At 61.7% G+C, this 26,689-nt stretch carries 22 protein-coding genes; 12 read left to right on the top strand and 10 right to left on the bottom strand.

Annotated features, from left to right (window positions below):
* Positions 1-10: 10 nt before the first annotated feature.
* Positions 11-916, bottom strand: a complete 906-nt coding sequence (locus BGP85_RS13700; RefSeq protein WP_103448439.1) for a LysR substrate-binding domain-containing protein — start codon at positions 914-916, stop codon at positions 11-13.
* A gap of 182 nt (positions 917-1,098) precedes the next feature.
* Between BGP85_RS13700 and aspA the strand changes: the two genes are divergently transcribed.
* The 4 genes from aspA to BGP85_RS13680 all read left to right on the top strand — a co-directional run bounded on the left by aspA (position 1,099) and on the right by BGP85_RS13680 (position 5,962).
* Complete coding sequence (aspA, locus tag BGP85_RS13695) at positions 1,099-2,523, top strand: aspartate ammonia-lyase (RefSeq protein ID WP_027917067.1); 1,425 nt, start codon at positions 1,099-1,101, stop codon at positions 2,521-2,523.
* Positions 2,524-2,705: 182 nt separating this feature from the next.
* Entirely contained in the window at positions 2,706-3,698 is a 993-nt protein-coding gene (locus BGP85_RS13690; RefSeq protein ID WP_103448438.1) for an AraC family transcriptional regulator, read from the top strand.
* 117 nt (positions 3,699-3,815) lie between these two features.
* Positions 3,816-4,856 (top strand): histone deacetylase family protein, encoded by a 1,041-nt coding sequence (locus BGP85_RS13685; protein ID WP_103448437.1) that lies wholly within the window; start codon positions 3,816-3,818, stop codon positions 4,854-4,856.
* A gap of 2 nt (positions 4,857-4,858) precedes the next feature.
* A complete protein-coding gene (locus tag BGP85_RS13680) occupies positions 4,859-5,962 on the top strand; it encodes a polyamine ABC transporter substrate-binding protein (protein ID WP_103448436.1) in 1,104 nt (367 codons plus the stop codon).
* Positions 5,963-5,993: 31 nt separating this feature from the next.
* On the opposite strand, the gene pdxR is transcribed toward BGP85_RS13680, so the two are convergent.
* Positions 5,994-7,523 carry a MocR-like pyridoxine biosynthesis transcription factor PdxR gene (gene pdxR, locus BGP85_RS13675; RefSeq protein WP_103448435.1) on the bottom strand — a complete coding sequence of 510 codons (1,530 nt, stop codon included), beginning with the start codon at positions 7,521-7,523 and terminating at the stop codon, positions 5,994-5,996.
* 89 nt (positions 7,524-7,612) lie between these two features.
* Here pdxR and BGP85_RS13670 point away from each other — a divergent pair, with 89 nt between their 5' ends.
* Genes BGP85_RS13670 through BGP85_RS13660 form a run of 3 tightly spaced genes read left to right on the top strand, consistent with a single transcriptional unit; the run spans position 7,613 to position 9,378 of the window.
* Entirely contained in the window at positions 7,613-8,242 is a 630-nt protein-coding gene (locus BGP85_RS13670) for an FMN-binding negative transcriptional regulator (protein ID WP_103448434.1), read from the top strand.
* Between the two features lie 12 nt (positions 8,243-8,254).
* The gene (locus BGP85_RS13665; RefSeq protein ID WP_103448433.1) at positions 8,255-8,701 is read left to right on the top strand and encodes a GNAT family N-acetyltransferase; all 447 of its coding nucleotides are present in this window, start codon (positions 8,255-8,257) and stop codon (positions 8,699-8,701) included.
* Positions 8,702-8,706: 5 nt separating this feature from the next.
* Entirely contained in the window at positions 8,707-9,378 is a 672-nt protein-coding gene (locus tag BGP85_RS13660; protein WP_103448432.1) for a GNAT family N-acetyltransferase, read from the top strand.
* 50 nt (positions 9,379-9,428) lie between these two features.
* Here the strand turns inward: BGP85_RS13660 and BGP85_RS13655 are convergent, their stop codons facing one another.
* The 4 genes from BGP85_RS13655 to BGP85_RS13640 all read right to left on the bottom strand — a co-directional run bounded on the left by BGP85_RS13655 (position 9,429) and on the right by BGP85_RS13640 (position 14,481).
* On the bottom strand, positions 9,429-9,707 hold the full coding sequence (locus tag BGP85_RS13655; protein WP_103448431.1) for a helix-turn-helix domain-containing protein: 279 nt from the start codon (positions 9,705-9,707) through the stop codon (positions 9,429-9,431).
* Entirely contained in the window at positions 9,704-11,029 is a 1,326-nt protein-coding gene (locus BGP85_RS13650; protein ID WP_103448430.1) for a type II toxin-antitoxin system HipA family toxin, read from the bottom strand. Before BGP85_RS13650 ends, BGP85_RS13655 begins: the two co-directional genes overlap by 4 nt.
* A 216-nt stretch (positions 11,030-11,245) precedes the next feature.
* Positions 11,246-13,054, bottom strand: coding sequence for a sodium-extruding oxaloacetate decarboxylase subunit alpha (gene oadA / locus BGP85_RS13645; RefSeq protein ID WP_103448429.1), 1,809 nt, complete (start codon positions 13,052-13,054; stop codon positions 11,246-11,248).
* 11 nt (positions 13,055-13,065) lie between these two features.
* Complete coding sequence (locus tag BGP85_RS13640) at positions 13,066-14,481, bottom strand: acetyl-CoA carboxylase biotin carboxylase subunit (protein ID WP_016489867.1); 1,416 nt, start codon at positions 14,479-14,481, stop codon at positions 13,066-13,068.
* A 189-nt stretch (positions 14,482-14,670) separates the two neighbouring features.
* Between BGP85_RS13640 and BGP85_RS13635 the strand changes: the two genes are divergently transcribed.
* Positions 14,671-15,633, top strand: a complete 963-nt coding sequence (locus tag BGP85_RS13635) for a LysR family transcriptional regulator (protein ID WP_103448428.1) — start codon at positions 14,671-14,673, stop codon at positions 15,631-15,633.
* On the opposite strand, the gene BGP85_RS13630 is transcribed toward BGP85_RS13635, so the two are convergent.
* Both BGP85_RS13630 and hexR read right to left on the bottom strand, forming a co-directional pair.
* A complete protein-coding gene (locus BGP85_RS13630; RefSeq protein WP_103448427.1) occupies positions 15,575-15,793 on the bottom strand; it encodes a PA3496 family putative envelope integrity protein in 219 nt (72 codons plus the stop codon). The two genes, BGP85_RS13635 and BGP85_RS13630, sit on opposite strands and share 59 nt — an antisense overlap.
* A gap of 131 nt (positions 15,794-15,924) precedes the next feature.
* Positions 15,925-16,791, bottom strand: a complete 867-nt coding sequence (gene hexR, locus BGP85_RS13625) for a transcriptional regulator HexR (protein WP_103448426.1) — start codon at positions 16,789-16,791, stop codon at positions 15,925-15,927.
* Positions 16,792-16,894: 103 nt separating this feature from the next.
* Here hexR and zwf point away from each other — a divergent pair, with 103 nt between their 5' ends.
* Complete coding sequence (zwf, locus tag BGP85_RS13620; protein WP_103448425.1) at positions 16,895-18,337, top strand: glucose-6-phosphate dehydrogenase; 1,443 nt, start codon at positions 16,895-16,897, stop codon at positions 18,335-18,337.
* Between the two features lie 13 nt (positions 18,338-18,350).
* Here zwf and BGP85_RS13615 read toward each other — a convergent pair whose 3' ends face one another.
* Positions 18,351-20,579 (bottom strand): putative bifunctional diguanylate cyclase/phosphodiesterase, encoded by a 2,229-nt coding sequence (locus BGP85_RS13615; RefSeq protein ID WP_374755327.1) that lies wholly within the window; start codon positions 20,577-20,579, stop codon positions 18,351-18,353.
* A 367-nt stretch (positions 20,580-20,946) separates the two neighbouring features.
* Between BGP85_RS13615 and uvrD the strand changes: the two genes are divergently transcribed.
* The 3 genes from uvrD to BGP85_RS13600 all read left to right on the top strand — a co-directional run bounded on the left by uvrD (position 20,947) and on the right by BGP85_RS13600 (position 24,623).
* A complete protein-coding gene (uvrD, locus tag BGP85_RS13610; protein WP_103448423.1) occupies positions 20,947-23,133 on the top strand; it encodes a DNA helicase II in 2,187 nt (728 codons plus the stop codon).
* Between the two features lie 110 nt (positions 23,134-23,243).
* Complete coding sequence (locus BGP85_RS13605) at positions 23,244-24,101, top strand: Tim44 domain-containing protein (protein ID WP_103448422.1); 858 nt, start codon at positions 23,244-23,246, stop codon at positions 24,099-24,101.
* 114 nt (positions 24,102-24,215) lie between these two features.
* Positions 24,216-24,623 carry an SMI1/KNR4 family protein gene (locus BGP85_RS13600; protein WP_103448421.1) on the top strand — a complete coding sequence of 136 codons (408 nt, stop codon included), beginning with the start codon at positions 24,216-24,218 and terminating at the stop codon, positions 24,621-24,623.
* Between the two features lie 89 nt (positions 24,624-24,712).
* Here BGP85_RS13600 and BGP85_RS13595 read toward each other — a convergent pair whose 3' ends face one another.
* Positions 24,713-26,473: a cation:proton antiporter gene (locus tag BGP85_RS13595; protein ID WP_103448420.1), complete on the bottom strand. Its 1,761-nt coding sequence runs from the start codon at positions 26,471-26,473 to the stop codon at positions 24,713-24,715.
* Positions 26,474-26,689: the final 216 nt, after the last annotated feature.

Genomic DNA, 26,689 nt, shown 5'->3' with positions numbered 1-26,689 from the left:
AAAGAAAGGTTCACTCCGACGTCGGTGTGTTTTCCAGCTTGCGCCACAACAAGCGCACGTTGGCCTTACGCACCAGTGCGCAGCGATACAGGCGAATCTCCAATGGCACGTGCCACTGGCTCCCGCCACAGATCGCAAGTTCCCCGCGCTCCAGCTCGCCACGCATCGACAAACGGGGCACCCAGGCGACGCCCATGCCTTCCAGCGCCATGCTCTTGAGACTGTCAGCCATGGCAGTCTCATAAACGGTGGTGTATCGCAGATTGCGTTGACGCAGCAGCAGGTTCACCGAACGCCCCAGGAAGGCACCAGCGCTATAGGCCAACAACGGCACGCTGCTGTCGGCTTCAAGGTCGAATAGCGGCTTGCCGTTGGCATCCACTGCGCACACCGGAAGCATTTCGGTGGTGCCCATGTGCAGCGAAGGGAAGATCTCGGCATCCATCTGCAGGGCAGCATCAGGGTCATAGAACGCCAGCATCAGGTCGCAGCCCCCTTCCCTTAACGCATGCACCGCATCTCCGACGTTGGTCGCGACCAGTCGGGTGGCGATGTTCAAACCATCATTGCGCAACTGGGCTACCCAGCGTGGGAAAAAGCCCGATGCCAGCGAGTGCGCGGCAGACACCTGGATCACCTCACCCTGGCCACCTTCGAGGTGATGCAAATGGCGAAGAACTTCGCTCAACTGGTCGACAACGGTACGTGCAGTGACAAGAAACAGCTGCCCTGCCTCGGTCAGCTCGATCGGTGTGCGGGAACGATTCACCAGAGTCAACCCCAGCGCCGCTTCCAGGCTACGTATACGCCGGCTGAAGGCGGGCTGGGTGACGAAACGTCGCTCGGCCGCCTGGGAAAAACTGCGGGTGGAGGCCAGGGCACTGAAGTCCTCCAGCCACTTGCTTTCGAGGTTCATGAAGCAGATCTCCCAGAGCGCACCAAAATGGAACACGCTCGAATGTCAATTGGCGTCACATGAAACACTATGCCGTTTGTGCATAGGTTAGCGTGCAACAGCATTGGCCGCAAAATCCGCTTCAGGCCTAGGATTGGCGCCATTCCGGCATGTGCCGGGTCAAAATCGAGATGATATCCATCATGTCCTCCGCTGCATCGTTCCGCGTCGAAAAAGATCTGCTTGGTACCCTTGAAGTCCCTGCCGATGCCTACTACGGCATCCAGACCCTGCGCGCTGCCAACAACTTCCATCTCTCCGGTGTTCCGCTGTCGCACTACCCGAAGCTGGTCGTGGCCCTGGCCATGGTCAAGCAGGCCGCTGCCGACGCCAACCGTGAGCTGGGTCACCTGAGCGATGCCAAGCACGCTGCCATCAGTGCAGCCTGCGCCCGCCTGATCAAAGGCGATTACCACGACCAGTTCGTGGTGGACATGATCCAGGGTGGTGCCGGTACTTCCACCAACATGAACGCGAACGAAGTCATCGCCAACGTCGCACTGGAGGCCATGGGCCACCAGAAGGGTGAGTACCAGTACCTGCACCCGAACAACGACGTGAACATGGCGCAGTCGACCAACGACGCCTACCCGACCGCCATCCGCCTGGGCTTGCTGCTGGGCCATGACGCCCTGCTGGCCAGCCTCGACAGCCTGATCCAGGCCTTCGCTGCCAAAGGCAAGGAATTCGACCACGTACTGAAGATGGGCCGTACCCAGCTGCAGGACGCCGTGCCAATGACCCTGGGCCAGGAATTCCGCGCCTTCGCCACCACCATGACCGAAGACTTGCAGCGCCTGCGCTCGCTGGCTCCGGAACTGCTGACCGAAATCAACCTGGGCGGTACCGCCATCGGTACCGGCATCAACGCCGACCCGGGCTACCAGGCCCTGGCCGTACAACGCCTGGCCACCATCAGCGGCCAGCCGCTGGTACCGGCTGCCGACCTGATCGAAGCCACTTCCGACATGGGTGCCTTCGTACTTTTCTCCGGCATGCTCAAGCGTACCGCGGTCAAGCTGTCGAAGATCTGCAACGACCTGCGCCTGCTGTCCAGCGGCCCACGCACCGGCATCAACGAGATCAACCTGCCAGCGCGTCAGCCAGGCAGCTCGATCATGCCAGGCAAGGTCAACCCGGTTATCCCGGAAGCGGTCAACCAGGTGGCCTTCGCCATCATGGGCAACGACCTGGCCCTGACCGTCGCCGCCGAAGGTGGCCAGCTGCAGCTGAACGTGATGGAGCCGCTGATCGCCTACAAGATCTTCGACTCGATCCGCCTGCTCCAGCGCGCCATGGACATGCTGCGCGAGCACTGCATCGTCGGCATCACTGCCAACGAACAGCGCTGCCGTGAACTGGTCGAGCACTCGATCGGCCTGGTCACCGCCCTGAACCCTTACATCGGCTACGAAAACGCCACCCGTATCGCTCGCGTTGCCCTGGAAACCGGCCGCGGCGTACTGGAACTGGTGCGTGAAGAGAAGCTGCTGGACGACGCGATGCTCGACGACATCCTGCGTCCGGAAAACATGATCGCTCCACGTCTGGTTCCGCTGAAGGCGTAACTCAGACCGCTGCAAACAGTCTCACCAGGTCGAGGGACTAGACACCTCTCAACCTTTCAAAGGCCCGAGCGCACGCTCCGGGCCTTTTTTTTCGCCTCATGAATGCCGCGCCAGCCATGCCGTGCCGGTATCGGCACACAACTTGCTCCATAATGCCTCCCAGGCCCACGGGATGACCGAGCATGCTGCACAGCCACCTGACCACCCTCAACGCGGTTTCGCTGATCCTCAACCTGTTCCGGGAAGAAGGCTGCGAGGCGACGACGTTGCTCGCCGGCAGCGGCATAGGCCCGGCCGACCTGGGCCATAGCGACGCGCGCATCACCACCCAGCAAGAGTTGCAGGTGTGCGCCAATGCCGTGGCCCGGCGCGAAGAGATCGGCCTGGAACTGGGCCGTCGCATGCATGTGTCGTGCTACGGCATGCTCGGTTACGCCCTGCTCTCCAGTGCCACTTTGGGTGACGCCCTGCGCCTGGCGCTGCATTATCCGGCACTGCTGGGAACAGTCTTCAAGCTGCGCCTGGTCGACGATGGCCAGCGCGTCTGGTTCAGCGCCAGTGAATGCCATGACAGCCCAGCCCTCGCCGCCTTCAATGCCGAGTTCTGCCTGGTGTCGCTGAAAGTGATCTGCGATGACCTGCTCGGCCGCACTCTGCCGCTGCTCGGCGCCCGCTTCGAGCACCCACGCCCCGGCTACCACGGTCTCTACACCAGCGCCTTCCAGTGCCCACTGACCTTCGACGCCGAGGACAACGCCTTTGCCTTCGAACGGCGCTGGCTGGACATGCCATTGCCGCTGGCCGATCCGATTACCCACAAGGCCATGAGTGAGCGCTGCCGGCGCCTGAACCTGGAATTCACCGGGCGCCAGGCCTGGCTTGGGCGGATCCGTCAGTTGTTGCTGCAACAACTGGACGCGGCGCCGGGCCTGGAGGGGCTGGCGCGACAGATGAACTGTTCGTCGCGGACCTTGCGTCGACACCTACAGGCGCTGGGCTGCAGTTATCAACAACTGCTCGATGAACTGCGCTTCGATCGGGCCAAGCAATTGCTGGCCGACGAACAGATGCCCATCTACAGGATCGCCGAGACCCTGGGGTTCAGCGAGACCGCGAGTTTCCGCCATGCATTCCAGCGTTGGAGCGGGGTCGCCCCCAGCCACTTCCGCGGTTGACCCGCAGTGGCCAACGAGCTTGGCCATATCGATCCCCTTTTGGCCGTTTGCGTCGTTCTCTGCCACCTGGCCGCCCGTGAAAATGGGCCCACGCCAGTCCCCCCCGGAGAACAACAAATGCTGACGATCTATTCCGATGATCACCGCCTGCACCATGGCCGCTGCGAGCTGATCGACGGCAAGCTGATGCCTTGCTTCGAAATGCCCTCACGCGCCGACCACGTCCTCGAACAAGTGAAAAAGCGCAACCTGGGCGACGTCCAGGGCCCGACCGACTTCGGCCGTGCGCCGCTGCAGCGCATTCACAGCGCCGACTATCTCGACTTCTTCCAGGGCGCCTGGGCACGCTGGGCCGCGCTCGGCCACGACGGCGACCTGCTGCCCTTCACCTGGCCCGCGCGCACCCTGCGCCAGGTCAAGCCAACCGGCCTGCATGGCGAACTGGGCTACTACAGCTTCGACGCCGGCGCACCGATCACCGCTGGCACCTGGCAAGCCGCCTACAGCGCCGCGCAGGTCGCCCTGACCGCCCAGGCTGCCATCCAGCAAGGCGCTCACTCGGCCTTCGCCCTGTGCCGGCCACCAGGGCACCACGCCGCCGCTGAAGTCATGGGTGGCTATTGCTACCTGAACAATGCTGCGATCGCCGCCCAGGCCTTCATCGACCAGGGCCGCGCCAAGGTGGCCATCCTCGACGTCGACTACCACCACGGCAACGGCACCCAGGACATCTTCTACCAGCGCAACGACGTGTACTTCGCCTCGATCCACGGCGATCCAACGGACGAATTCCCGTTCTTCCTCGGCTATGCCGATGAAACCGGTGAAGGCGCAGGTGAAGGCTGCAACATCAACTACCCACTGCCCGCCGGCAGTGACTGGGCAGCCTGGAGCGGTGCACTGGAAGACGCCTGCCAACGCATTGCCGCCTATGACGCCGACGTGCTGGTGATCTCCCTCGGCGTGGACACCTTCAAAGACGATCCGATCTCCCAGTTCAAACTGGATAGCCCGGATTACTTGGAGATGGGCAAGCGCATCGCCCAGCTCGGCAAGCCCACCCTGTTCGTGATGGAGGGTGGCTATGCTGTGGAAGAAATCGGTATCAACGCAGTCAATGTGCTGGAAGGCTTCCAGCGCGCCCAGCCAGGAGCCTGATCATGGTCCGACTCAAGCGTCTGCTCGCCCCGTTCATCGCTGCCACCCTGTTCACCGGTGCCCTGCAGGCTCACGCCGAGCAGCGCACCCTGCGTGTGTATAACTGGTTCGATTACATCACACCGCAGACCTTGAGCGACTTCCAGAAGGATAGTGGCGTCAAGCTGATCTACGACATCTTCGACACCAACGAAGCGCTCGAGGCCAAGCTGCTCACCGGCAACTCCGGCTACGACGTGGTAGTACCGTCCAACGTGTTCCTCGCCAAACAGATCGAAGCCGGGGTGTTCCAGCCGCTGGACCGCAGCAAGCTGCCGAACTGGCAACACCTGGACCCGGCGCTGATGAAGCTGATCGAGGCCAACGACCCGGGCAACAAGTTCGCCGTGCCTTACATGTACGGCACCATCCTGATCGGCTTCAACCCGGACAAGGTCAAGGCCGTGCTCGGCGACAAAGCCCCGGTCGACAGCTGGGACCTGATCTTCAAGGAAGAGAACATCGCCAAGCTCAAGCAGTGCGGCGTCGCGCTGCTCGACTCGCCGTCGGAGATCTTGCCGCTGGCCCTGCAGCACCTGGGCTTGCCCCCCAACAGTGACAAGCCGGACGACTACAAGAAGGCCGAAGCACTGTTGCTGAAGATCCGCCCGTACATCACCTACTTCCATTCCTCGAAGTACATGGCCGACATCGCCAATGGCGATATCTGCGTGGCGGTGGGCTACAGCGGCAGCTTCTCGCAGGCCGCCAACCGGGCGAAGGATGCGAAGAATGGCGTGGTGGTGGACATGCGCCTTCCCAAGGAAGGTGCACCAATCTGGTTCGACATGCTGGCGATCCCGAAGAACGCGGCAAACCCGGAGGATGCCCATGCATTCATCAACTACCTGCTGCGGCCTGAGGTGATCGCGCCGATCAGTGATTTCGTCGGCTATCCGAACCCGAACAAAGATGCTACTGACAAGGTGAGCCCGGCGATTCGCAACAACCCGAACCTGTACCCGACGGCGGAGGCGATGGCCAAGCTGTATACCCTCAAGCCGTTGACGCGTGAGGCTGAGCGGGCGCGGACCAGGGCCTGGACCCGGATCAAGTCCGGAACCTGATTTAGCACCGGGGGCCGCTGCGCGGCCCCATTCACGCTTTCCAGACCCTGCGCAATTTCAACAAGGACCCGGCAATCTCCCCTTCAGGCACCGCCGCAAACCCCAACACCAGCCCAGCCCGCTTATCCACAGGCGCCTCGCTATCCTCCAGCCAGTAACTGCTCAGCGGGTTCACCTCCACCCCCACCGCTTCAGCTCTGGCCACCAACTCCTGCTCCCGCGCAAAGTTATCCACATCCACCTTCACATGCAGGCCCGCCGCCACCTCAGGCATCGCAGCCAGCCCAGGCACATCCACAGGCCATCCGGCCTTGAGAACATTGCGCCGGCTCAGCGCCGCCTTGCGCATGCGCCGGATGTGCCGCTGGAAGTGCCCTTGGGCCATGAATTGGGCCATCACGCACTGGGTGCCCACTTCCGAATGCCGTACCGCCAGTGCCCGCCCCTGGCTGAACGCCTGAACCAGCCGTGGTGGCAGCACCAGATAGCCCAGGCGCAATGCCGGAAAGGCGATCTTGCCAAAGGTCCCGACGTACAACACCCTCCCCTGGTGGTCGAGCGCTGCCAGCGGGGTCAAGGGCGCGCCGCTGTAACGGTATTCGCCGTCGTAGTCATCCTCGATGATCCAGCCATCGTTGCGCTCGGCCCAAGCCAGCAAGGCCAGGCGCCGCGGCAGGCTCATGGTCACGCCGGTCGGGTACTGGTGCGCCGGGGTGACATAGGCCAGCCGGCAGTCCGTCAACTGCTCCAGGTGCTGGCAATCCATGCCCTCCTCGTCCACCGGCACGCCAGTCACCTTGCCACCGGCGACGGCGAAGGTATGCCCAGCGGCCCGATAACCCGGGTTTTCCACAGCCACGCCGTCGCCCGGTTGCAACAGCAACTGTGCACAAAGGCTGATGGCCTGTTGCGCACCACTGGTGATCACAATTTGTTCAGCCGTGCAGGAAAGACCGCGCGATCGACGCAAGTAGGCGGCTATCAGCTCGCGTAACACTGGCTCACCGGCTGGGTCACCATAGCCCAGCTGCGCAGGCGAAGGATTGCGCCAGAAAGCCGCCTGCAGCTTGGCCCAGACGTCAAACGGGAACAAATCGAACGCCGGAATTCCGACTCGAAATGCCCTCGGCACACCGCTTTTTGGCGGCGGCAGATGGTTACTTTTCAACCGTTCCAATGGCTCACTGGAACGCTTGTTGCTGGATAAAACCTCAGTGCTTTCCGAAGAAAATGTGGATAAGTCTGTTGATAACCCTAGGGATAACCCTGTGGACAGTTGTGTGGATAGTTTTGGCAGACGGCTCACATAAGTGCCATCCCCCACCCGGCTTTCGATGTAGCCCTCCGCATATAACTGGTCATAGGCACGCACCACGCTGTTGCGCGACAGCGCCAGCACGTTCGCCAGCTCACGCGTGGCCGGCAACCGAGTACCACTGCTCAAGCGACCATCCAGCACCCGCGCACGCAGGGCCTGGTAAAGCTGCTGGCTAAGACCACGACGACGATCAAGAACGATCCCGGCAGGATCGAAAGGCATTACGAGGGGGCGCTCGCTCATGAAATTGGACCTATCAAAACAGCCATAAATGGCTCTTACCCAGAACCAATAGCCTGCCTAGGATGGAAGCATTCGACAAGGACCCCCGCATGTACAACAGCAAACCCCATCAGGAACATGACCTTGAGCGCTTGCACCAGCACATGCGCGAAACCCGTCTGGCCGTGTTGGTCAGCCACGGTGAACAGGGCTTGCTGGCCACGCACCTGCCGGTGTTGCTCGACACCCAAGAGGGCGAGTTCGGCACCGTCTATGCCCACCTGGCGCGGGCTAACCGCCAATGGCAGGACCTGGAGCAAGGTGCCGAAGCACTGCTGGTGTTCCCGGGTGCCGACGCCTACGTCAGCCCCAGCTATTACCCGAGCAAGGCCGAAACCCCCAAGGTGGTACCGACCTGGAACTACCTTGCCGTGCACGCCTACGGCACGGCCAAAGTGATCCACGACGCCGCGCCACTGCTGCAGATCGTCAGCCGCCTGACCGACCGCCACGAACAGGGCCGCAGCGCGCCCTGGAAAGTCGCCGATGCCCCCGCCGACTACCTCGACGGCATGCTCCGCGCCATCGTCGGCATCCGCCTGCCCATCGCCCGTCTGCAGGGCGCGCGCAAGCTCAGCCAGAACCGCACGGCCGAAGATATCGCTGGGGTGCGTGATGTCCTGGGCGCCAGCCCGGATTACCTGGATAACCAACTTGCGGCGCACATGCGCCAACTCTGAAGGAAAAGCCCCATGCCCAGCGTTACCCTGCGCCCTGTCAGCGCCCAAGACCACGCCGCCTGGCTCGCCCTGTGGCAAGCCTACCTGCGCTTCTACCAGACCGAGCTGGCAGAGGAAGTAAGCCTCAGTACCTGGCAACGCCTGCTCGACCCTAACGAGCCAACCCATTCGACCCTTGCCTGGGTCGATGGCAAGGCAGTGGGCATGGTCAACTTCATCTACCATCGTTCCAACTGGAGCATCGAGAACTCCTGCTACCTGCAGGATCTCTACGTCGACAGCAGCCAGCGGGGCCTGGGCATCGGCCGCCAGCTGATCGAACACGTGTACGCCACGGCCAAGGCCGCCGGCTGCATCAAGGTGCACTGGCTGACCCACGAAACCAATGCCACCGCCATCAGCCTGTACGAGCAGGTTGCCGAGCGCCCGGGCTTCATCCAATTCCGCAAAGGGTTGTAGGCCACATGACTGACACACTGAACTGGAAACCTGCTGCATCGCCCAAGGCCGAGCCCATCGACGGCCGCTTCATCCGCCTGGAGAAACTCGACCCGGCGCGCCACGGCGACGACCTCTGGCTCGCCCTGCAAGGCCCGGACTCCGACCCGGTGCTGTGGGACTACCTGCCCTATGGCCCGTTCACTGAGCGTGCGGCCTTCGACCGCTGGCTGCAAGGTAACGCCGCCAGCCACGATCCGCTGTACTACACCGTGGTCGATCGCACCAATGGCCAGGCTCAGGGCGTGCTCACCCTGATGTCTATCGTGCCCGACCACGGCCGTATCGAGATCGGCCACGTCGCCTTCGGCGCACCGATGCAACGCACCCCCAAGAGTACCGAGGCTGTCTACCTGTTGGGCAAGCTGGGCTTCGAGCTGGGCAACCGCCGCCTGGAGTGGAAGTGCAACAACGCCAACGCCCGCTCCAAGCGCGCAGCGGAGCGGTTCGGCTTCACTTTTGAAGGCGTGTTCCGCAAGCACCTGGTAGTGAAGGACCACAATCGGGATACGGCGTGGTATTCGATTACCGATGATGAGTGGCCACAGGTGGCGGCCGGGTTCGAGCGGTGGTTGAGCGCAGAGAATCAGAAGCCAGAAGGCCAGGCACGAACACTTGAAGACTGCCGCAGAGGCTGATTCGTCGAGATCGATCACGGACCAGCGGGCCTGTGATCGGCCTGAGAGGATTACCTGATCTGGCTCACGCGCCTGACGACACCCATCTGCAAACCAAATGGCTTAAATACGGCGTTTAACGACTTGAGCGTGGGATTACCATCCCCCTGCTCAATCTGAATGAGCGTACGCACGGAAATCTTGCACATCCGCGCAAACTGGGTCTGCTGCATCTTCGCCACCTCCATACGGAGCCGTCGCACGGCAGCCCCCAGTTCAAGGCTGCCTTCGGCAATACCTTCGCGCACGCCGTCGATCATCAGCCCGCGTGCATCGATGGAAACTGTCATGCCAACCCCCACTCCGCCATTCGGCGCTCAAGCTTGCCCAGCGCAATCGCCGGGTGATTCATCACTGCATCGGGGAGCCCAAGACCGGACAAGATATCCGGCAATGCCAACAGATGCTGGGCATCCTGCCGTAGACGTTGATAAGCCTCGCCCGGATCAACGAATTCAGCCAGCGCATCACAGGCCGCCTGCCAATCGATTTCGCCTGCTCGTTCGATCGAAGCAGGCCACTTGGTGGTTCGTGTTATCCCTTCCTGATCCATCACCATCGGCGCAAGGTCATAGATAGGTGCGAGACGCACCGTGTCGCGGGTACGAATGATCGCCGTATTGCGCCCGTGGTTATCGGCGTTACCCAGGATCTTGTTGATCAGATCGCGTCGCAGATAATCCGCAATCAGGTCAGGCACCTCTTTGCCTTGTCCGGCCATCTTCCACAGCCCGGCGAGCGCCTTGATTACATCGCGGTGCCCCATCCGGCTACCTGGCTCGGTAACCCCACACAGCGAATACACCGACTCCACGGCAAAGCGCTGCACACCCTGAGCGCAAACCTGACGATCGAAGCGTTCCATCCACAGGCTGGGCTTTCTGCCTTCTTCCAGCGCCATGTGCTCACTGGCCACCGTGTCGATGCCAAGCTGCTGCAACGCCTTATAGTAGAGATACTCGGTCCGCAGGATGTCCTGATCATCGGCCAGGGCCTGATTGCGGGCGAACTTGATGAACCAATGTCGTCGGGCACGTTCATCCGCTAGCACCGCGTCTGGATACAACTGGCCGTTCTCACCTTCGGTCATCAACAGCTTTGGCGCCTCGCCGCCGGCGCCTGTCGCGCCCCCAATGGCCGCGCCTTGCTCATAGGCGTATTCGAGAAAACGTTGATCGCGAGTGATGACGTCTTGGCGGGAAAACCCGATGGGGTCCGCAAGGTCCAGTAGCTCGACCGACTCCTTGATGCGCAGATTGCCAACTGGGGCCGGGGTGGAGCGCCCGAGCAAAAACAGGTCCTCACCCATGCCTTCCGGTTTCTCCCGGCCAATATGCCTGAGGAGAAAGCGCTTCGCGGCCCCTGCGGGCGCGATGTCGTAAAGGAATGCGGGAGCGTGCTGCAGACGATGGGAGCCGAAGTCCACCGGCAGCCTGGCGCTTGCGGCCTGGCAGAACAGGCTATCATAGGCATCCAGATTGGTTTTGACGTACTCGGATGTATATCCAAAATCGCAGGGACTGGAGAGGCTCTTTTCGGGCTCGGCAAAAGCGATGGCAACAGCATCATGCCACCGACCTTTGTCATGGAGTTGGAGCGTGAGTCTGAACATGGGTCACCTGCAATTTACTGCATGTTGTCGATCACTTCAGATGATCTATCTGCAGCATAGTGCAGATCCTCATCAGTCTCCCATGTATTTCTGCAATTTAGTGCAGATAAACGGAGTATGTCTTCGCATTATCTGCAATAAAATGCACTAAATACAATTAAAAAAAGGGGAGCATCCGCTCCCCAGAGGTTAACCGCTTGTAGATGAGGGCTTATCTCAGCCCTCGATCTCGATCAGGATCTCGCCCGGCGTCACGCGATCGCCCTTGGCCACGTGGATGGCCACGACTTTGCCGGCGATGGCCGCCTGCACTTCGGTCTCCATCTTCATCGCTTCGGTGATCAGCACGGCCTGGCCGGCCTTGACCACGTCGCCTTCCTTGACCAGCACATCGACGATGTTGCCTGGCATGGTGGTGCTGACATGGCCCGGTGCGCTGGCCTGCTTGCGCTTGCTGCCACCGCCGCCGACGAATTCGTTGAGCGGCTCGAACACCACTTCTTCCGGCATGCCATCGATCGACAGGTAGAAGTGACGCTTGCCTTCGGCCTTGACACCCACACCGGTGATGTCGACGCGGTAGGTTTCACCGTGCACGTCGATGACGAACTCGGTCGGTACACCTTCACCGCCATGGGACGCCACTGCACCGGCCTCGGGAATCGGCAGCAGGGCTTCTGGAGTAAGGGTGCCGGCTTCGCGTTCTTCGAGGAACTTGCGGCCAATGTCCGGGAACATGGCGAAGGTCAGCACGTCTTCTTCGCAACGGGCCAGGGCGCCGATGTCGCCACGCAGCTTGGTCATCTCTGGCTTGAGCAGGTCAGCCGGGCGCACGTCGATCACTTCTTCGTTACCAATGGCCTGGCGGCGCAGCTGCTCGTTGATCACACCCGGCGCCTTGCCGTAACCACCTTGCAGGTACAGCTTCACTTCGTTGGTGATGGTCTTGTAGCGCTCACCGGCCAACACGTTGAAGAACGCCTGGGTACCGACGATCTGCGAGGTCGGGGTAACCAGCGGCGGGAAGCCGAGGTCTTCACGCACGCGTGGGATCTCTGCCAGCACTTCGTTCATGCGGCTCAGCGCGCCCTGCTCCTTGAGCTGGTTGGCCAAGTTGGAAATCATCCCGCCCGGGACTTGGTTGACCTGCACGCGGGTGTCCACGGCGGTGAACTCGCTCTCGAACTGGTGGTACTTCTTGCGCACGGCGTAGAAGTACAGGCCGATCTCCTGCAGCAGCTCCAGGTCCAGGCCGGTGTCGAACTCGCTGCCCTTGAGCGCAGCGACCATCGACTCGGTACCCGGGTGGCTGGTGCCCCAGGCGAAGCTGGAGATCGCGGTATCGATGTGGTCAGCACCGTTTTCCACGGCCTTGAGCTGGCACATGGCGGCCAGGCCGGCGGTGTCATGGGAATGGATGAACACCGGCAGCGACTGCTCGGCCTTCAGCGCCCGGACCAGCTCGCCAGTGGCGAACGGCGTCAGCAGGCCGGCCATGTCCTTGATCGCAATCGAGTCGCAGCCCATGGCTTCCATCTGCTTGGCCTGGGCGACGAAGGCGTCGATGGTGTGCACGGGGCTGACGGTGTAAGCGATGGTGCCCTGGGCGTGTTTGCCGGCAGCTTTCACTGCTTCGATGGCAACACGCAGGTTACGCACGTCGTTCATGGCGTCGAAGATGCGGAACACGTCGATGCCGTTGACCGCAGCCTTGGCGACGAAGGCCTTGACCACGTCGTCGCTGTAATGGCGGTAGCCCAGCAGGTTCTGGCCGCGCAGCAGCATTTGCAGACGGGTGTTCGGCAGGGCCGCACGCAGTTTGCGCAGGCGCTCCCACGGGTCTTCCTTGAGGAAACGCACGCAGGCGTCGAAGGTGGCGCCACCCCAGACTTCCAGCGACCAGTAGCCGACCTTGTCGAGCTTGTCGCAGATCGGCAGCATGTCTTCGGTGCGCATGCGGGTAGCCAGCAGGGACTGGTGGGCGTCGCGCAGGATCGTGTCGGTTACGTGAATTTTCTTGGACATTATGGGGTTCCTCACAGGCCTGCGTGGGCGGCGATGGCGGCGGCGATGGCCAGGGCCAGCTCTTCGGGTTTGCGCTTGATCGAGTAGTTGGTCAGTTCCGGGTGGCTTTCGACGAAGCTGGTATTGAACTGGCCGCTACGGAATTCCGGATTGCGCAGGATTTCCTGGTAATACGCGGCAGTGGTCTTCACCCCTTGCACGCGCATGTCGTCCAGGGCCCGCAGGCCGCGGTCCATGGCTTCTTCCCAGGTCAACGCCCAGACCACCAGCTTCAGGCACATGGAGTCGTAGAACGGCGGAATGGTGTAGCCGGTGTAGATCGCCGTGTCGGTGCGCACGCCCGGGCCGCCGGGGGCGTAGTAACGGGTGATCTTGCCGAAGCTGGGCAGGAAGTTGTTCTTCGGGTCTTCGGCGTTGATGCGGAACTGCAACGCGTAGCCACGGTGCTGGATGTCTTCCTGTTTCACCGACAGCGGCAGGCCCGATGCGATGCGGATCTGCTCGCGGACGATGTCGATCCCGGTGATTTCCTCGGTGATGGTGTGTTCCACCTGCACCCGGGTGTTCATCTCCATGAAGTACACCTCGCCATCGGCGAGCAGGAACTCCACGGTACCGGCGTTCTCGTAGTTCACCGCCTTGGCCGCACGCACCGCCAGGTCGCCGATGTAGGCGCGCTGCTCGGGGGTGAGCTGTGGACTCGGGGCGATTTCGATGAGCTTCTGGTTGCGGCGCTGGATCGAGCAGTCTCGCTCGAACAGGTGCACGACGTTGCCGAAGCTGTCACCGAGGATCTGCGCCTCGATGTGCTTGGGGTTGACGATGCACTTTTCCAGGAACACTTCGGCCGAACCGAAGGCCTTGGTGGCCTCGGAAATGACCCGCGGGAAGTTCTGTTCCAGCTCTTCACGGCTGTTGCAGCGGCGAATACCACGGCCACCACCACCGGAAGTCGCTTTGAGCATCACCGGGTAACCGATGCGCTCGCCTTCGCTCAGGGCTTCGTGAATGTCGGCAACGTTGCCTTCGGTGCCCGGGGTTACCGGCACACCGGCTGCGATCATGGTGCGGCGCGCTTCGGTCTTGTCGCCCATGCGGCGGATGACGTCGGCGGCCGGGCCGATGAACTTGATCCCACGTTCGGCGCAGATCTCTGCCAGTTCGGCGTTTTCCGACAGGAAACCGTAACCCGGGTGCAAGGCATCACAGCCGGTTTCCACAGCAAGGTTGACCAGCTTGCGCGGGTTCAGGTAACCGGCCAGTGGCTCGGCACCAATGCTGTGGGCCTCGTCGGCGCGCTTGACGTGCAAGGCGTGACGGTCGGCATCGGAATAGATCGCGACAGAGCGAATACCCATCTCGGCGCAGGCACGCACGATCCGAACTGCGATTTCACCCCGGTTGGCGATCAGGATTTTTTTTATCACTGGAGTCTTCCCAAAGCCGTAGGAACTGACGATCCGGTTCTACCGGTCGGCGCGTGACCAGAGGTTGCTGGCCAGTCGCATATTCACCCTAGCGCTGAAGGTCGATAAACAAAAATCAATATTTGTTAGGGGCTGTATTAGCAAAAGCTTATAGTTCGGTAACAAGGTATTGCCGATGAGCCGACAAAAATGCGTAAGTCCTTGATGCGTATGACATTGCGTCAATTGCAGATCTTCAACGAGGTGTGCGATTTGCGTTCGTACAGCCGGGCTGCGGAGGAGATGGCACTGACGCAACCCGCCGTTAGTCTACAGATCCGTCAGCTCGAAGAGCTGATCGGCCAGCCACTGTTCGAGTACGTCGGCAAGAAGCTCTACCTGACCGAAGCGGCCGAAGCGCTGCAGCGCGCCAGCCACGACATCTTCGGGCGCCTGGAGAGCCTGGACATGCAGCTGTCGGACATGCAGGGCTCACTGCAGGGGCAGCTGAAACTGGCGATCGAGTCCAGTGCCAAGTACTTCGTGCCACACCTGTTCGCCGCCTTCAAGCAGCGTCACCCGGAGGTCAACCTGACCCTCACGGTAGTCAACCGGGCCCAGGCGATCCGTCGGCTCTCCGACAATCGCGATGACCTGATCATCATGTCGATGGTGCCGCAGGACATGGGCCTGGAATTTCTGCCGTTTCTGAACAACCCGATCATTGCCGTGGCACCACCGCAGCACCCACTGTACAAGCTCGAACACCTGCGCCTGCAGGACCTGGAGCCTCATACCTTGCTGGTTCGCGAGCAGGGTTCGGGCACGCGCAAGGCCTGCGAGGAGTACTTCAAGGACAAACGCGTGCACTTTACCCAGACGCTGGAGGTCGCTTCGGCCGATGCCCAGCGAGAATGCGTGATCGCCGGCCTGGGTATTGCCCTGTTGACCCGCCATGCCGTGAACCTGGAGCTGGCCACGGGGGTGCTCAGGGAGCTGCCGGTAGACGAGCTGCCGCTGTACCGCAGCTGGTGCGTGGTGCAGGCCAAGGCCAAGCGACAATCGCCGGTGGCCTTGGCCTTTCTGGCGTTCATCCGCAGCGAACGAGCGCTGATCAGCGCGCTGGTTGAGCGTTTTTCGGGGAAGTTGCCGCCGATGCCTGCCACACCGTGAGTGCTTGCAGTTCGGGGTAGTCGGCCAGATCGCGGAGCAGTTGGCGCTGGTCGCAATAGCTCTCGATCGCGCGGCGGTACTCCATGCGGCGCTGATCCTTTTCCTGCTGCTTGCGAGCCTTGGCGCTGGGTTGGTACGTACCGTCGAAGTCACGAGCCATTGCCTGTCTCCCAGATAGGATGCGGGAGTTTCAGACTGGCCTTGAGGGTTTACGGTTTAGCTGTGGAATGGTGACAAAACCGTGAAATCTGCTTTTCCTGTCCCGCGAAGAAGCCTGAACAGGAGAAAGATTCAGTCGTCGGTAGCCTTGATCGACTTGGGCGACAACCGCAGGCTGCGCAAGCTGCGCTTCACGCTCTTGAGGTGATTGACCAGGCTCGGCCCACGGGCCATGGCCACGCCCATGGCCAGCACGTCGATCACCACCAGGTGAGCGATACGCGAGGTCAGCGGGGTGTAGATCTCGGTGTCTTCATGCACGTCGATCGCCAGATTGACCGTCGACAGCTCCGCCAGCGGCGTCGCGCTCGGACACAGGGTGATCAGGTTGGCGCCGCTTTCACGCACCAGGTTGGCGGTGATCAGCAGGTCCTTGGAGCGTCCGGACTGGGAAATGCACACCGCCACGTCACCCGGCTTCAGCGTCACCGCCGACATGGCCTGCATGTGCGGGTCGGAGTAGGCCGCGGCGCTGAGCAGCAGGCGGAAGAACTTGTGCTGGGCATCGGCCGCTACCGCACCGGATGCGCCAAAGCCATAGAACTCCACGCGTTGAGCCTGAGCCATGGCAGTCACGGCCTGTTGCAGAGCCTGCGGGTCCAGGTGCTCACGCACTTCCATCAGCGTGTGCAGGGTAGTGTCGAAAATCTTCAGGCTGTAGTCGGCAACCGAGTCGTCTTCATGAATCGCGAACTGGCCGAAACTGGCACCGGCCGCCAGGCTCTGCGCCAGCTTGAGCTTGAGATCCTGGAAGCCTGAACAGCCGATCGCCCGGCAGAAACGCACAATGGTCGGCTCGCTGATACCCACGCTGTGCGCCAGGTCAGCCATGGAGCTGTGCATCACGGCAGCCGGGTCTAGCAGCACGTGGTCGGCCACTTTGAGTTCCGATTTGCGCAGCAGGTGGCGCGATTGGGCGATATGTTGCAACAGATTCACGGGCTGGACTCGGTTATGATCGGCTGGCCGGGATGTAGCTTTCTTGTAGTTATACTACATGGACGCCAACCCGCCCAGTTAAACGAACGTGGAGAGTGGTGGTTTGACTATTCCTTGCGACATTCTGGTGTTCGGTGGTACCGGTGACCTGGCCCTGCACAAACTGCTGCCGGCGCTCTATCACCTGTATCGCGAGGCACGCCTGAACAACGCGGTGCGCATCATTGCCCTCGCCCGCCGCCACATAAGCCGTGACGAATACCTCAAGCTCGCCGAGCGCCATTGCCGGGCGCAGATCGCCCGCCACGATTTCGATGAAGATGTGTGGCAACGCTTTTCCGCACGTCTCGACTACTTCCCGATGGATGCCGCGCAAAGCGCCGATTTCGGCCGCCTGGCGCGCTACCTCGGCGAGCCTGGAGGGCTGACCCGCATCTACTACCTGGCCACTGCGCCCAACCTCTTCGTCCCGATCGCCAACCATTTGCGGATTGCCGGGCTGGCCGACAGCGAAGCGCGCATCGTGCTGGAGAAGCCGATCGGCCACTCGCTGGCATCTGCCACCGCCATCAACGAAGCGATCGGCGCGGTGTTCGACGAATCGCAGGTGTTTCGCATCGACCACTACCTCGGCAAGGAAACCGTGCAGAACCTGATGGCCCTGCGCTTCGCCAATGCCCTGCTGGAACCGGTGTGGCGCAACGGCCAGGTCGACCATGTGCAGATCAGCGTCTGCGAGACCCTCGGTGTGGAAAACCGCGGCGGTTACTACGACCGCGCCGGGGCGACCCGCGACATGCTGCAGAATCACCTGCTGCAGCTGCTGTGCCTGGTGGCCATGGAGCCGCCCGCGCAGTTCGAGGCCGAAGCCGTACGCGACGAGAAAGTGAAGATCCTGCGCGCCCTCAAGCCCATTACCGGCCAGGATGTGCAGGACAAGACCGTGCGTGGCCAGTACGGCGCCGGCCACATCGGCGGCCAGGAAGTGCCGGCCTACTACTTCGAGAAGGACGTCGACAACGACACCGACACTGAAACCTTCGTCGCCGTGCACGCCCACATTGACAACTGGCGCTGGGCCGGCGTGCCCTTCTACCTGCGGACCGGCAAGCGCATGGCCCGGCGCTCATCGCAAATCGTCATCCAGTTCAAACCGGTGCCCCACGAGCTGTTCAGCGGTGGCCAAGTCAACCAGTTGCTGATCCAGTTGCAGCCCGAGGAGCGCATCAGCCTGCGCATGATGACCAAGAGTCCCGGCAAGGGCATGCGCCTGGAGCCCGTCGATCTGGATCTCAACCTTGCCCAGGTATTTGGCCAGACGCGCCGCTGGGACGCCTATGAACGTCTGCTGCTGGACATCCTGGAGGGCGATTCGACGCTGTTCATGCGCCGTGACGAAGTGGAGGCCGCCTGGGCCTGGATCGACCCGATCATCGAGGGTTGGGAAGAACACTTCCAGGCGCCCCGCCACTATGCAGCCGGCAACAACGGCCCGGAACAGGCCAACAGCCTGCTGGCCAGGCATGGCAGGCACTGGCATGGCTGAGTGAAAGGTGCGCTCAATGCCCCCACGGGCGGGCAATCATCTGCCTGAACTCAGGCTCCGGGACGGGCCTGCTGATCAGGTAGCCCTGGGCCTCGTCACATTCCTGTTCACGCAGGAACGCCAACTGTTCGGCCGTTTCCACCCCTTCCGCCACCACCTTCAGGCCCAGGCTTCTGGACAGGGCGATGATCGCCCGGGTAATGGCCGCATCCTGACTACCCTCGTGCAAGCCACGGATGAATGCCTGGTCGATCTTCACGTAGTCCACCGGCAGGCGCTTGAGGTAGCTCAATGACGAATAGCCGGTGCCAAAATCGTCTATGGCCAGTTTCACCCCCAGTGCGTGCAGTTGCTCGAAGGTCGAGATGATGTGTTCGACACTGTCCAGCAGCTGGCTTTCGGTCAGTTCCAGCTCCAGCTGATGAGGCGCGAGCCCGGTTTCCTCCAGCACCTGACGCACCAGGCTGACCAGCTTGCCCTGGCGCAATTGGTAGACCGACAGGTTGACCGAAACCCGCACCTCCAGCCCTTCCTGCAGCCATTCGCGCGCCTGCCTGCAGGCATGGCGGAGCACGAACTCACCGATAGGGGCGATCAGCCCGGTTTCTTCCGCCAGGCCAATGAATTCTCCCGGCGGCACCATGCCCCACTGTGGATGCTGCCAGCGCACCAGTGCCTCGGCGGCATGCAAGTGCCCACTGAGCAGGCACAGCTTGGGCTGGTAATAGACCATCAGTTGTTCTTCTTCGATGGCCTTGCGTAATTGGTTCTCCAGCTGCAGGCGCTCGAGCGTGCTGGCGCGCAGGCTCTCGGTATAGAACTGGAAGTTGTCTCCCCCCAGATGCTTGGCATGTTGCTTGGCCATGTCGGCCTGGCTGATCAGGGCATCGGCATCGAGCGTGGCGTCGGACAACACACTGATGCCCACCGAAGCGCTGACCACGACCTCATGCCCATCGAGCCGCTGCGGCTTGCGCAACTTGTTCAACAAGCGGGTGGTGACCCGCACCAGGCTCGACAGGTTGCTATAACCATCGAACAGCACGGCAAACTCATCGCCGGAAAGCCGCGCCACGGTATCTGCCTCGGGAACGGTGCTGACAATGCGCCGGGCAATCTTGTGAATCAGCTGATCGGCCAGTTCATGGCCCAGGCTTTCATTGAGCAGCTTGAAACGGTCCAGATCGACATGCAGCAGGGCCAGGCTTCGGCCGTTGCTGCGCACACGTTGCGCGGCTTCCTGCAGGCGCAGCCGGAACAGTGTGCGGTTGGCCAACCCGCTCAGTTCATCGTAGTGCGCCAGGTAGCGCAGGCGCTCCTCGGATGCCCGACGGGCAGACAGGTCGGTGAAGAAGCCGACTACCTGGCTCAAATGGCCTTGAGGGTCGCGCACAGCCGTCAGCTGCAACCTTTGCGGGTGCAACTCGCCATGCTTGCGGGCCTCTACCAGCTCGCCCTGCCAGCCGCCTTGCTGCGCCAGCGCCGACTCGATGGCCTGGCTGTGCCGGCGCGCATCGCTGTGGCATGGCAGGTCGAACAGTTCGCGCGCCAGTAGCTCGGAGCGGTTGTAGCCAGTCATCTGGCAGTAAGCCTGATTCACTGCCAGCACCACGAAATCGGCACTGAGAATCGCCACACCCTCATTGCAGGCCTCGAACACCGTGGCAGCAAGGCGCTGCTGCTCTTCGAGCACCTTCTGCGCCGAAACCCGTTGCAGGTCCTGGTTCAACGCCTGATTCTGGAAACGCCGCAGCAGGCTGCGGTCGAGCAGCCGGTTGACCTGCCAGGCCACTACCAGCAGCGCTGCCAGCAGGATCAGGCCGAGCCAGCCCCAACCGCGCTGCTGCCCCGCCTCGAAGTGGAACAGGAACAGGATGGGGGGCAACAGGCAGGGCAAGGCAAAACTGAGGAAAGCCGGCAGGCTCACTGCATAGGCAATGCTCGCGCTCAAGGTGGCCATCCCCAGCAGCCCGAATACCCAGGCCTGCTGCAAGAAATTGTCTTCCGGCACCAGCGCGATCGCGGCACAAGCCAAGGTCAAGCCGCTGAACGCCGAACCGAACAGAAACATGCGGCGCCAGCCGGGGTTGGCCTGGCGTTGCGCCGTGGCTGCGTCGAACGCCGCCACCTGGATCACCCGCAGGGCCACCAGCGCGAGCACCCACACCAGCCACGCGCCCACCAGCAGGTAACGCCCAGGGTTCCACAACAACCAGGCGCACAGCAAGCCATTGAGCAGCATGAACAATGTGGGTAACAGTGAGCCTTGATACAGCAGACGGGTTCGCTCGACAGAGAGCTGAGTGGCGAACTGCCTGCGCACGTTCCTTGTCATCTCCAGCGATACGTCGATCGCCGTGCAGTCCTGGGTCATAGCGCTGGTTCTTGTAGTGTTCTTGTTATGTTTGGCACTAAACGAGCTGCGATCTTACACAAACGGCAGACTTGGCCAAACTGCTGTCGGGCATCCTTCTCCCATTCATGCGGTTCAGACATTTGGTATAGCTGAAATGTTGCGGCGACCAGAACCCGATGAGCGACTGCCCAAGAGGTGAATATTTATACAGTAGACGTTTGCCCGTTGCCCGGCCTGCCCCTAGAATGGCCGGATGCACACAGATGACCTCTCCCTCCTGCTGAATTCCCTCAACGATGCCCAACGCCAGGCCGTCGCGGCCACGCTTGGGCGTCAGCTGGTGCTTGCTGGCGCCGGTTCCGGTAAAACCCGCGTGCTGGTGCACCGCATCGCCTGGCTGATCCAGGTCGAGCAGGCCTCGCCGCACTCGATCCTGTCGGTGACCTTCACCAACAAGGCTGCCGCCGAGATGCGCCAGCGGATCGAGCAGTTGCTGGGTATCAACCCGGCCGGCATGTGGGTGGGCACCTTCCACGGCCTGGCGCACCGCCTGCTTAGGGCGCACTGGCAGGAAGCACGCTTGGTGCAGAACTTCCAGATCCTCGACAGCGATGACCAGCAGCGGCTGATCAAACGCGTCATGCGTGAACTCGGCCTGGACGAGCAGAAGTGGCCAGCGCGCCAAGCGCAGTGGTTCATCAACGGGCAAAAGGACGAGGGCCTGCGCCCGCAACATATCCAGGCCAGCGGTGACCTGTTCCTGCAGACCATGCGTGATGTCTACAGCGCCTATGAACAAGCCTGCGAGCGCGCCGGGGTCATCGACTTCTCCGAATTACTGCTGCGCGCCCTCGACCTTTGGCGCGACCACCCCGGCCTGCTGGAACACTACCAGCGGCGCTTCCGCCACCTGCTGGTGGACGAGTTCCAGGACACCAACGCGGTGCAGTACGCCTGGCTGCGCCTGCTGGCCGGCAAAAGCGGTGGCAGCCTGATGGCGGTGGGCGACGACGACCAGTCGATCTATGGCTGGCGCGGCGCCAAGATCGAGAACATTCACCAGTACACGGCCGACTTCCCCGACGCCGAGATGATCCGCCTGGAGCAGAACTACCGTTCCACCGGCGGCATTCTCAAGGCCGCGAACGCGCTGATCGCCAACAACAGCGGGCGCCTGGGCAAGGAACTGTGGACCGACATGGGCGAAGGCGAGCCGCTGACGCTGTACGCCGCCTACAACGAACACGATGAAGCGCGCTATGTGGTCGAGACTATCGAAAGCCTGATCAAGCAAGGCAACGCGCGCAGCGATATCGCCATTCTGTATCGCTCCAACGCCCAATCGCGGGTGCTGGAAGAAGCCCTGCTGCGCGAACGCATCCCCTATCGCATCTACGGTGGCCAGCGCTTCTTCGAACGCGCCGAAATCAAGAATGCCATGGCTTACCTGCGGCTGATCGAAGGCCGCGGCAACGATGCGGCATTGGAACGGGTGATCAACGTGCCACCCCGTGGTATCGGCGAGAAGACCGTCGAGGCCATTCGCGAGCATGCCCGCCACAGCCAGCTGTCGATGTGGGAAGCCATGTGCCAGCTGCTGGCCGCCAAGGCGTTGAAAGGCCGCGCTGCTTCTGCCCTGGGTGCCTTTATCGAATTGATCGAGGGCCTGGCCAGCAAGGTCGCGGACATGCCGCTGCACACCATGACCCAGACGGCCATCGAGCAGTCCGGCCTGATCATCTATCACCAGGAAGAAAAGGGTGAAAAGGGCCAGGCACGGGTAGAAAACCTTGAGGAACTGGTCAGCGCCGCACGCAACTTCGAAACCAGCGAAGACGACGCCGACCTGTCGCCGCTGTCGGCCTTCCTTGGCCATGCCTCGCTGGAGGCCGGCGATGCCCAGGCGGACGAGCACGAAGACAGCATCCAGCTGATGACCTTGCACAGCGCCAAGGGTCTGGAATTCCCCTACGTGTTCCTGGTCGGCATGGAAGAAGGCCTGTTCCCGCACAAGATGAGCCTGGAAGAGCCCGGCCGCCTGGAAGAGGAACGCCGCCTGGCCTACGTGGGCATTACCCGTGCCATGCGCCAGCTGATCATGACCTATGCCGAGACTCGCCGCCTCTATGGCAGCGAGACCTACAACAAGGTATCTCGATTCGTACGCGAGATTCCGAGCGGCCTGGTTCAGGAAGTACGCCTTTCCAACAGTGTCAGCCGACCGTTCGGCGGTTCGACGAGCACGAGCAGCAACCTGTTTGCCAATGCCAATATTCCGCAGACCGCCTTCAACCTTGGCCAGCGCGTGCAGCACGCCGTGTTTGGCGAAGGGGTGATCCTCAACTTCGAGGGCTCCGGTGCCCAGGCGCGAGTGCAGGTGAACTTTGCCGAAGGCAGCAAATGGCTCATGCTGGGGTACGCCAAGCTCGAAGCTATCTAAAAGCCTCGAAACATTCAGGCAAAAGCTGGAAACATCTTGTCGCTGGTCATGTGCACAGGAACCTGTGCACCATGGCGCGCGTGCAATCCACAACAGGGGAAATCCCATTTATGCAACGTTTTCTTAGCATCGCACTGGCGCTCTGCGTCGGCCTGACGCTGAGCCTGGACGCCAACGCCAAGCGTTTTGGCGGCGGCAAGAGCTCGGGCGCCGCACCTATCCACCAGACCCGCCAGGCTACGCCAACCACGCCTGCCGCCGCGCCGACCGCTCCAGGTCGCGCCCCAGCCGCCGCCAGCGGTGCTTCGCGCTGGCTGGGCCCACTGGCCGGCCTCGCCGCCGGTGGCCTGCTGGCGTCCATGTTCATGGGCGACGGATTCGAAGGCTTCCAGATCATGGACTTCCTGATCGTGGCGCTGATCGCCTTCCTGGTGTTCCGCTTCATTGCCGCACGCCGTCGCCAGCAGCAGCCGCAAATGGCCGCTCCGGGCCACGCGCCGTTCCAGCGTGAAGCCCATGGCCAGCAGCCTGCCCAGCCGTCGATCTTCGGTGGTTCGGCCGCGCCTGCCGCTGCAGCCGCTCCGGTGATCAACGCACCGGCCTGGTTCAACGAGCAGAGCTTCCTGGCCGCCGCCCGCAGCCACTTCCAGTCGCTGCAGCAGCACTGGGATGCCAACGAAATGGACAAGATCGCCGAGTTCGTCACTCCGCAGATGCTCGAGTTCCTCAAGCGCGAGCGTGCCGACCTGGGTGATGGCTTCCAGTCGACCTACATCGATGACCTCGATGTGCAACTGGACGGTGTCGACGATCGCGCCGACCGCACCGACGCCACCCTGACCTTCCGTGGCGTGTCGAAGACCTCGCGCTTCGACCAGGGCGAAGCCTTCAGCGAAAGCTGGCACATGGTTCGCGCCCAGGGCGAGAACCAGCCTTGGCTGGTCGCCGGTATCCGTCAAAACGGTTAACCGCCGCACGTTGCACAAAAAACCCCGGGCCTGTCCCGGGGTTTTTGCTTTTGCCAAAGCAGGCTACTAGGGTATAACGCGCAGCGTTGTCATCAAGGTCAGAGGATGTAAACCGTGGAAGAAGTGATCGAACAACTTCGTGAAGCCAATGAACCCGTGCCGGTGCCCTTGGAGCTTCCCGACGAAGACCAACTGGTAGAGATCGAGGAAGAACTGTTCATCAACATTCCGTTCGTGTTCAAAGAGTTTCTGCTGACCGTCAGCGATGTCGTGTACGGTTCGCTGGAGCCGGTAACCGTCACTGATCCCCAATCGCACACATACCTGCCCGATGTCGCGGCCAATGCCTGGGATGCCGGCGTGCCACGCGACTTGATTCCACTGTGCCAAGACGGCGACGACTACTACTGCGTCGAAGAAGACGGTACCGTGGTGCTGTGGGTTGCGGAAGAAGAGGCTACCGCCGAGGACAATTGGGAATCGGTGTGGCATTGGGCACGAGACGTGTGGCTGGAAAGCTGACACACAGGAGAAAAATGGCTTGGTGCCATCAAGGTAGTTAAAATCGCCAGGCTTTTTGCGCCTGGCGACATCGCTACCGCTCCATCCCCTCAGTGCGAATGATCGCGGCTGTTCTCCAGCGTCTCCAGCAAGGCAATCTGCATCCGCGAATGCACGCGGATAAACCAGCGCCACAGCAACGCCACCACCACCGCCGCTACGACTGCGATCACCAGCAACAGCTCGCTGGTCGGCAGGATGCTCGCCGACAACGCCGACAGCAGCAGGAAGATCACCAGCAGCGACAGCAGCGGAATCACCTCGGCAACCACGCGACGCACGCGCTGGGTATGCCGCCCGGCCATTTCCGGTTTCACCCCCATCTCCGCCAGCAGCATCGACAGTGCCTTGAGCTTGCGATAAGCGGCAATCAGGAACGGCAACGACAGCAGCAACGCCGCGCCCCAGATCAGCGCCTTCTGCTGGCTGACATCCGTCACCCACTCATTGAGCCAATCGCCGATGCGCCCGGCGAAATAACCGCCACTGAAGAAGATCGCGATCACCAGCGCCAGATTGACGCCCACCTGCAACAGGATGCGCCGGATCATTGCCGCCAGCATGGCGCTTTCACCTTGCGGCTGAATGTTGCGCAACCATTCTCCATAGAGTGACAGCACTCGCGCCAAGCGCCGTGGCACGACGTTGCCGAGCTTCAGTGACAGCGGATCGGCGGCGCGGATCAGGTAAGGCGTCAGCAGCGTGGTAATGGCCGAAACCGCCACCGCCACCGGGTAGAGGAAGTCGCTGGTGACTTGCAGGGTCATTCCCAGGGCCGCGATGATGAAGGAGAATTCGCCAATCTGCGAAAGCCCCATGCCTACCCGCAGCGAAGTACGCCCATCGTTGCCGGCAATGAATGCGCCCATGCCGCACGACAGCATCTTGCCCAATACCACTGCCACGGTGATGACCATGATCGGCCAGGCATAGTCGATCAGCACCTGTGGGTCGATCATCAGGCCGATGGCGACGAAGAATATCGCGCTGAACAGGTCGCGCACCGGCTCGATCAGGCGTTCGATCTTCAGCAGCTGGCGCGACTCGGCCATGATCGCACCGATCAGGAAGGCCCCCAGCACCATGCTGTATTCCAGCTTGACCACCAACAGGCAGAAGCCAAAGCACAAGCCTAGCACCGTAATCAACAACATCTCGTTGCTTTCGAATTTCGCCACGTAGGCCAACAGTCGGGGCACCAGCAGAATGCCGATGACCAGCGCGACGATCATGAACAACGACAACTTGCCGATCGTCGAAAACACCTCGCCGGAGCTGACCGTGCCACTGACGGCAATGCCTGAAAGCAAGGCGATGATGCCGATGCCGAGGATGTCCTCGACGATCAGCACGCCAAAGATCAGCTGGGCGAAGCGCTCGTTCTTCATCTTCAGGTCGTTCAGCGCCTTGACGATGATGGTGGTCGAGGAAATCGCCAGGATCGCGCCAAGGAACAGCGAGTCCATGGTGTTCCAGCCAAACCAGCGGCCAATCTCGAAACCGATCCAGATCATCAGGACGATTTCCAGGAATGCCGCAATGAATGCCGTGGCGCCGACTTTGAACAGCTTGCGCAGGCTGAACTCCAGGCCCAGGCAGAACATCAGGAAAATGACCCCCAGCTCGGCCAGGGTCTTGATCGTGTCTTCATCGTGGATGAGGCCGAACGGTGGCGTATGCGGGCCGATGATGAAGCCGGCGACGATGTAGCCCAGTACCACGGGCTGCTTGAGGCGATGAAAGAGGATCGTCACCACACCGGCGACCAGCATGATCACTGCCAGGTCCTGGATGAAGCTGATGGCATGCATGGCGCGATACTCCTTTTCGACTTTGCTGGATGCCGGGCAGACCGCTCCTCTGCCAAGGCAAAGCTGAGCGAGCAGCAAGTACATACTGTATTGAATGCAGAAACGCCCACGTTGCATGGGCGTACTCAGGTTAACATCGCACCCCGCCGCAAAAAGCCGGTGCAATATGTAGAAACAGATCGGCCGAACAGCCGCTTCTGATGACGTAATTGGCGT

This window comes from Pseudomonas putida, from assembly GCF_002906855.1.
Taxonomy (GTDB): domain Bacteria; phylum Pseudomonadota; class Gammaproteobacteria; order Pseudomonadales; family Pseudomonadaceae; genus Aquipseudomonas; species Aquipseudomonas putida_N.
The sequence above is the reverse complement of the archived record's forward strand: the minus strand, read 5'-3'. Positions and strand labels throughout refer to the sequence as shown.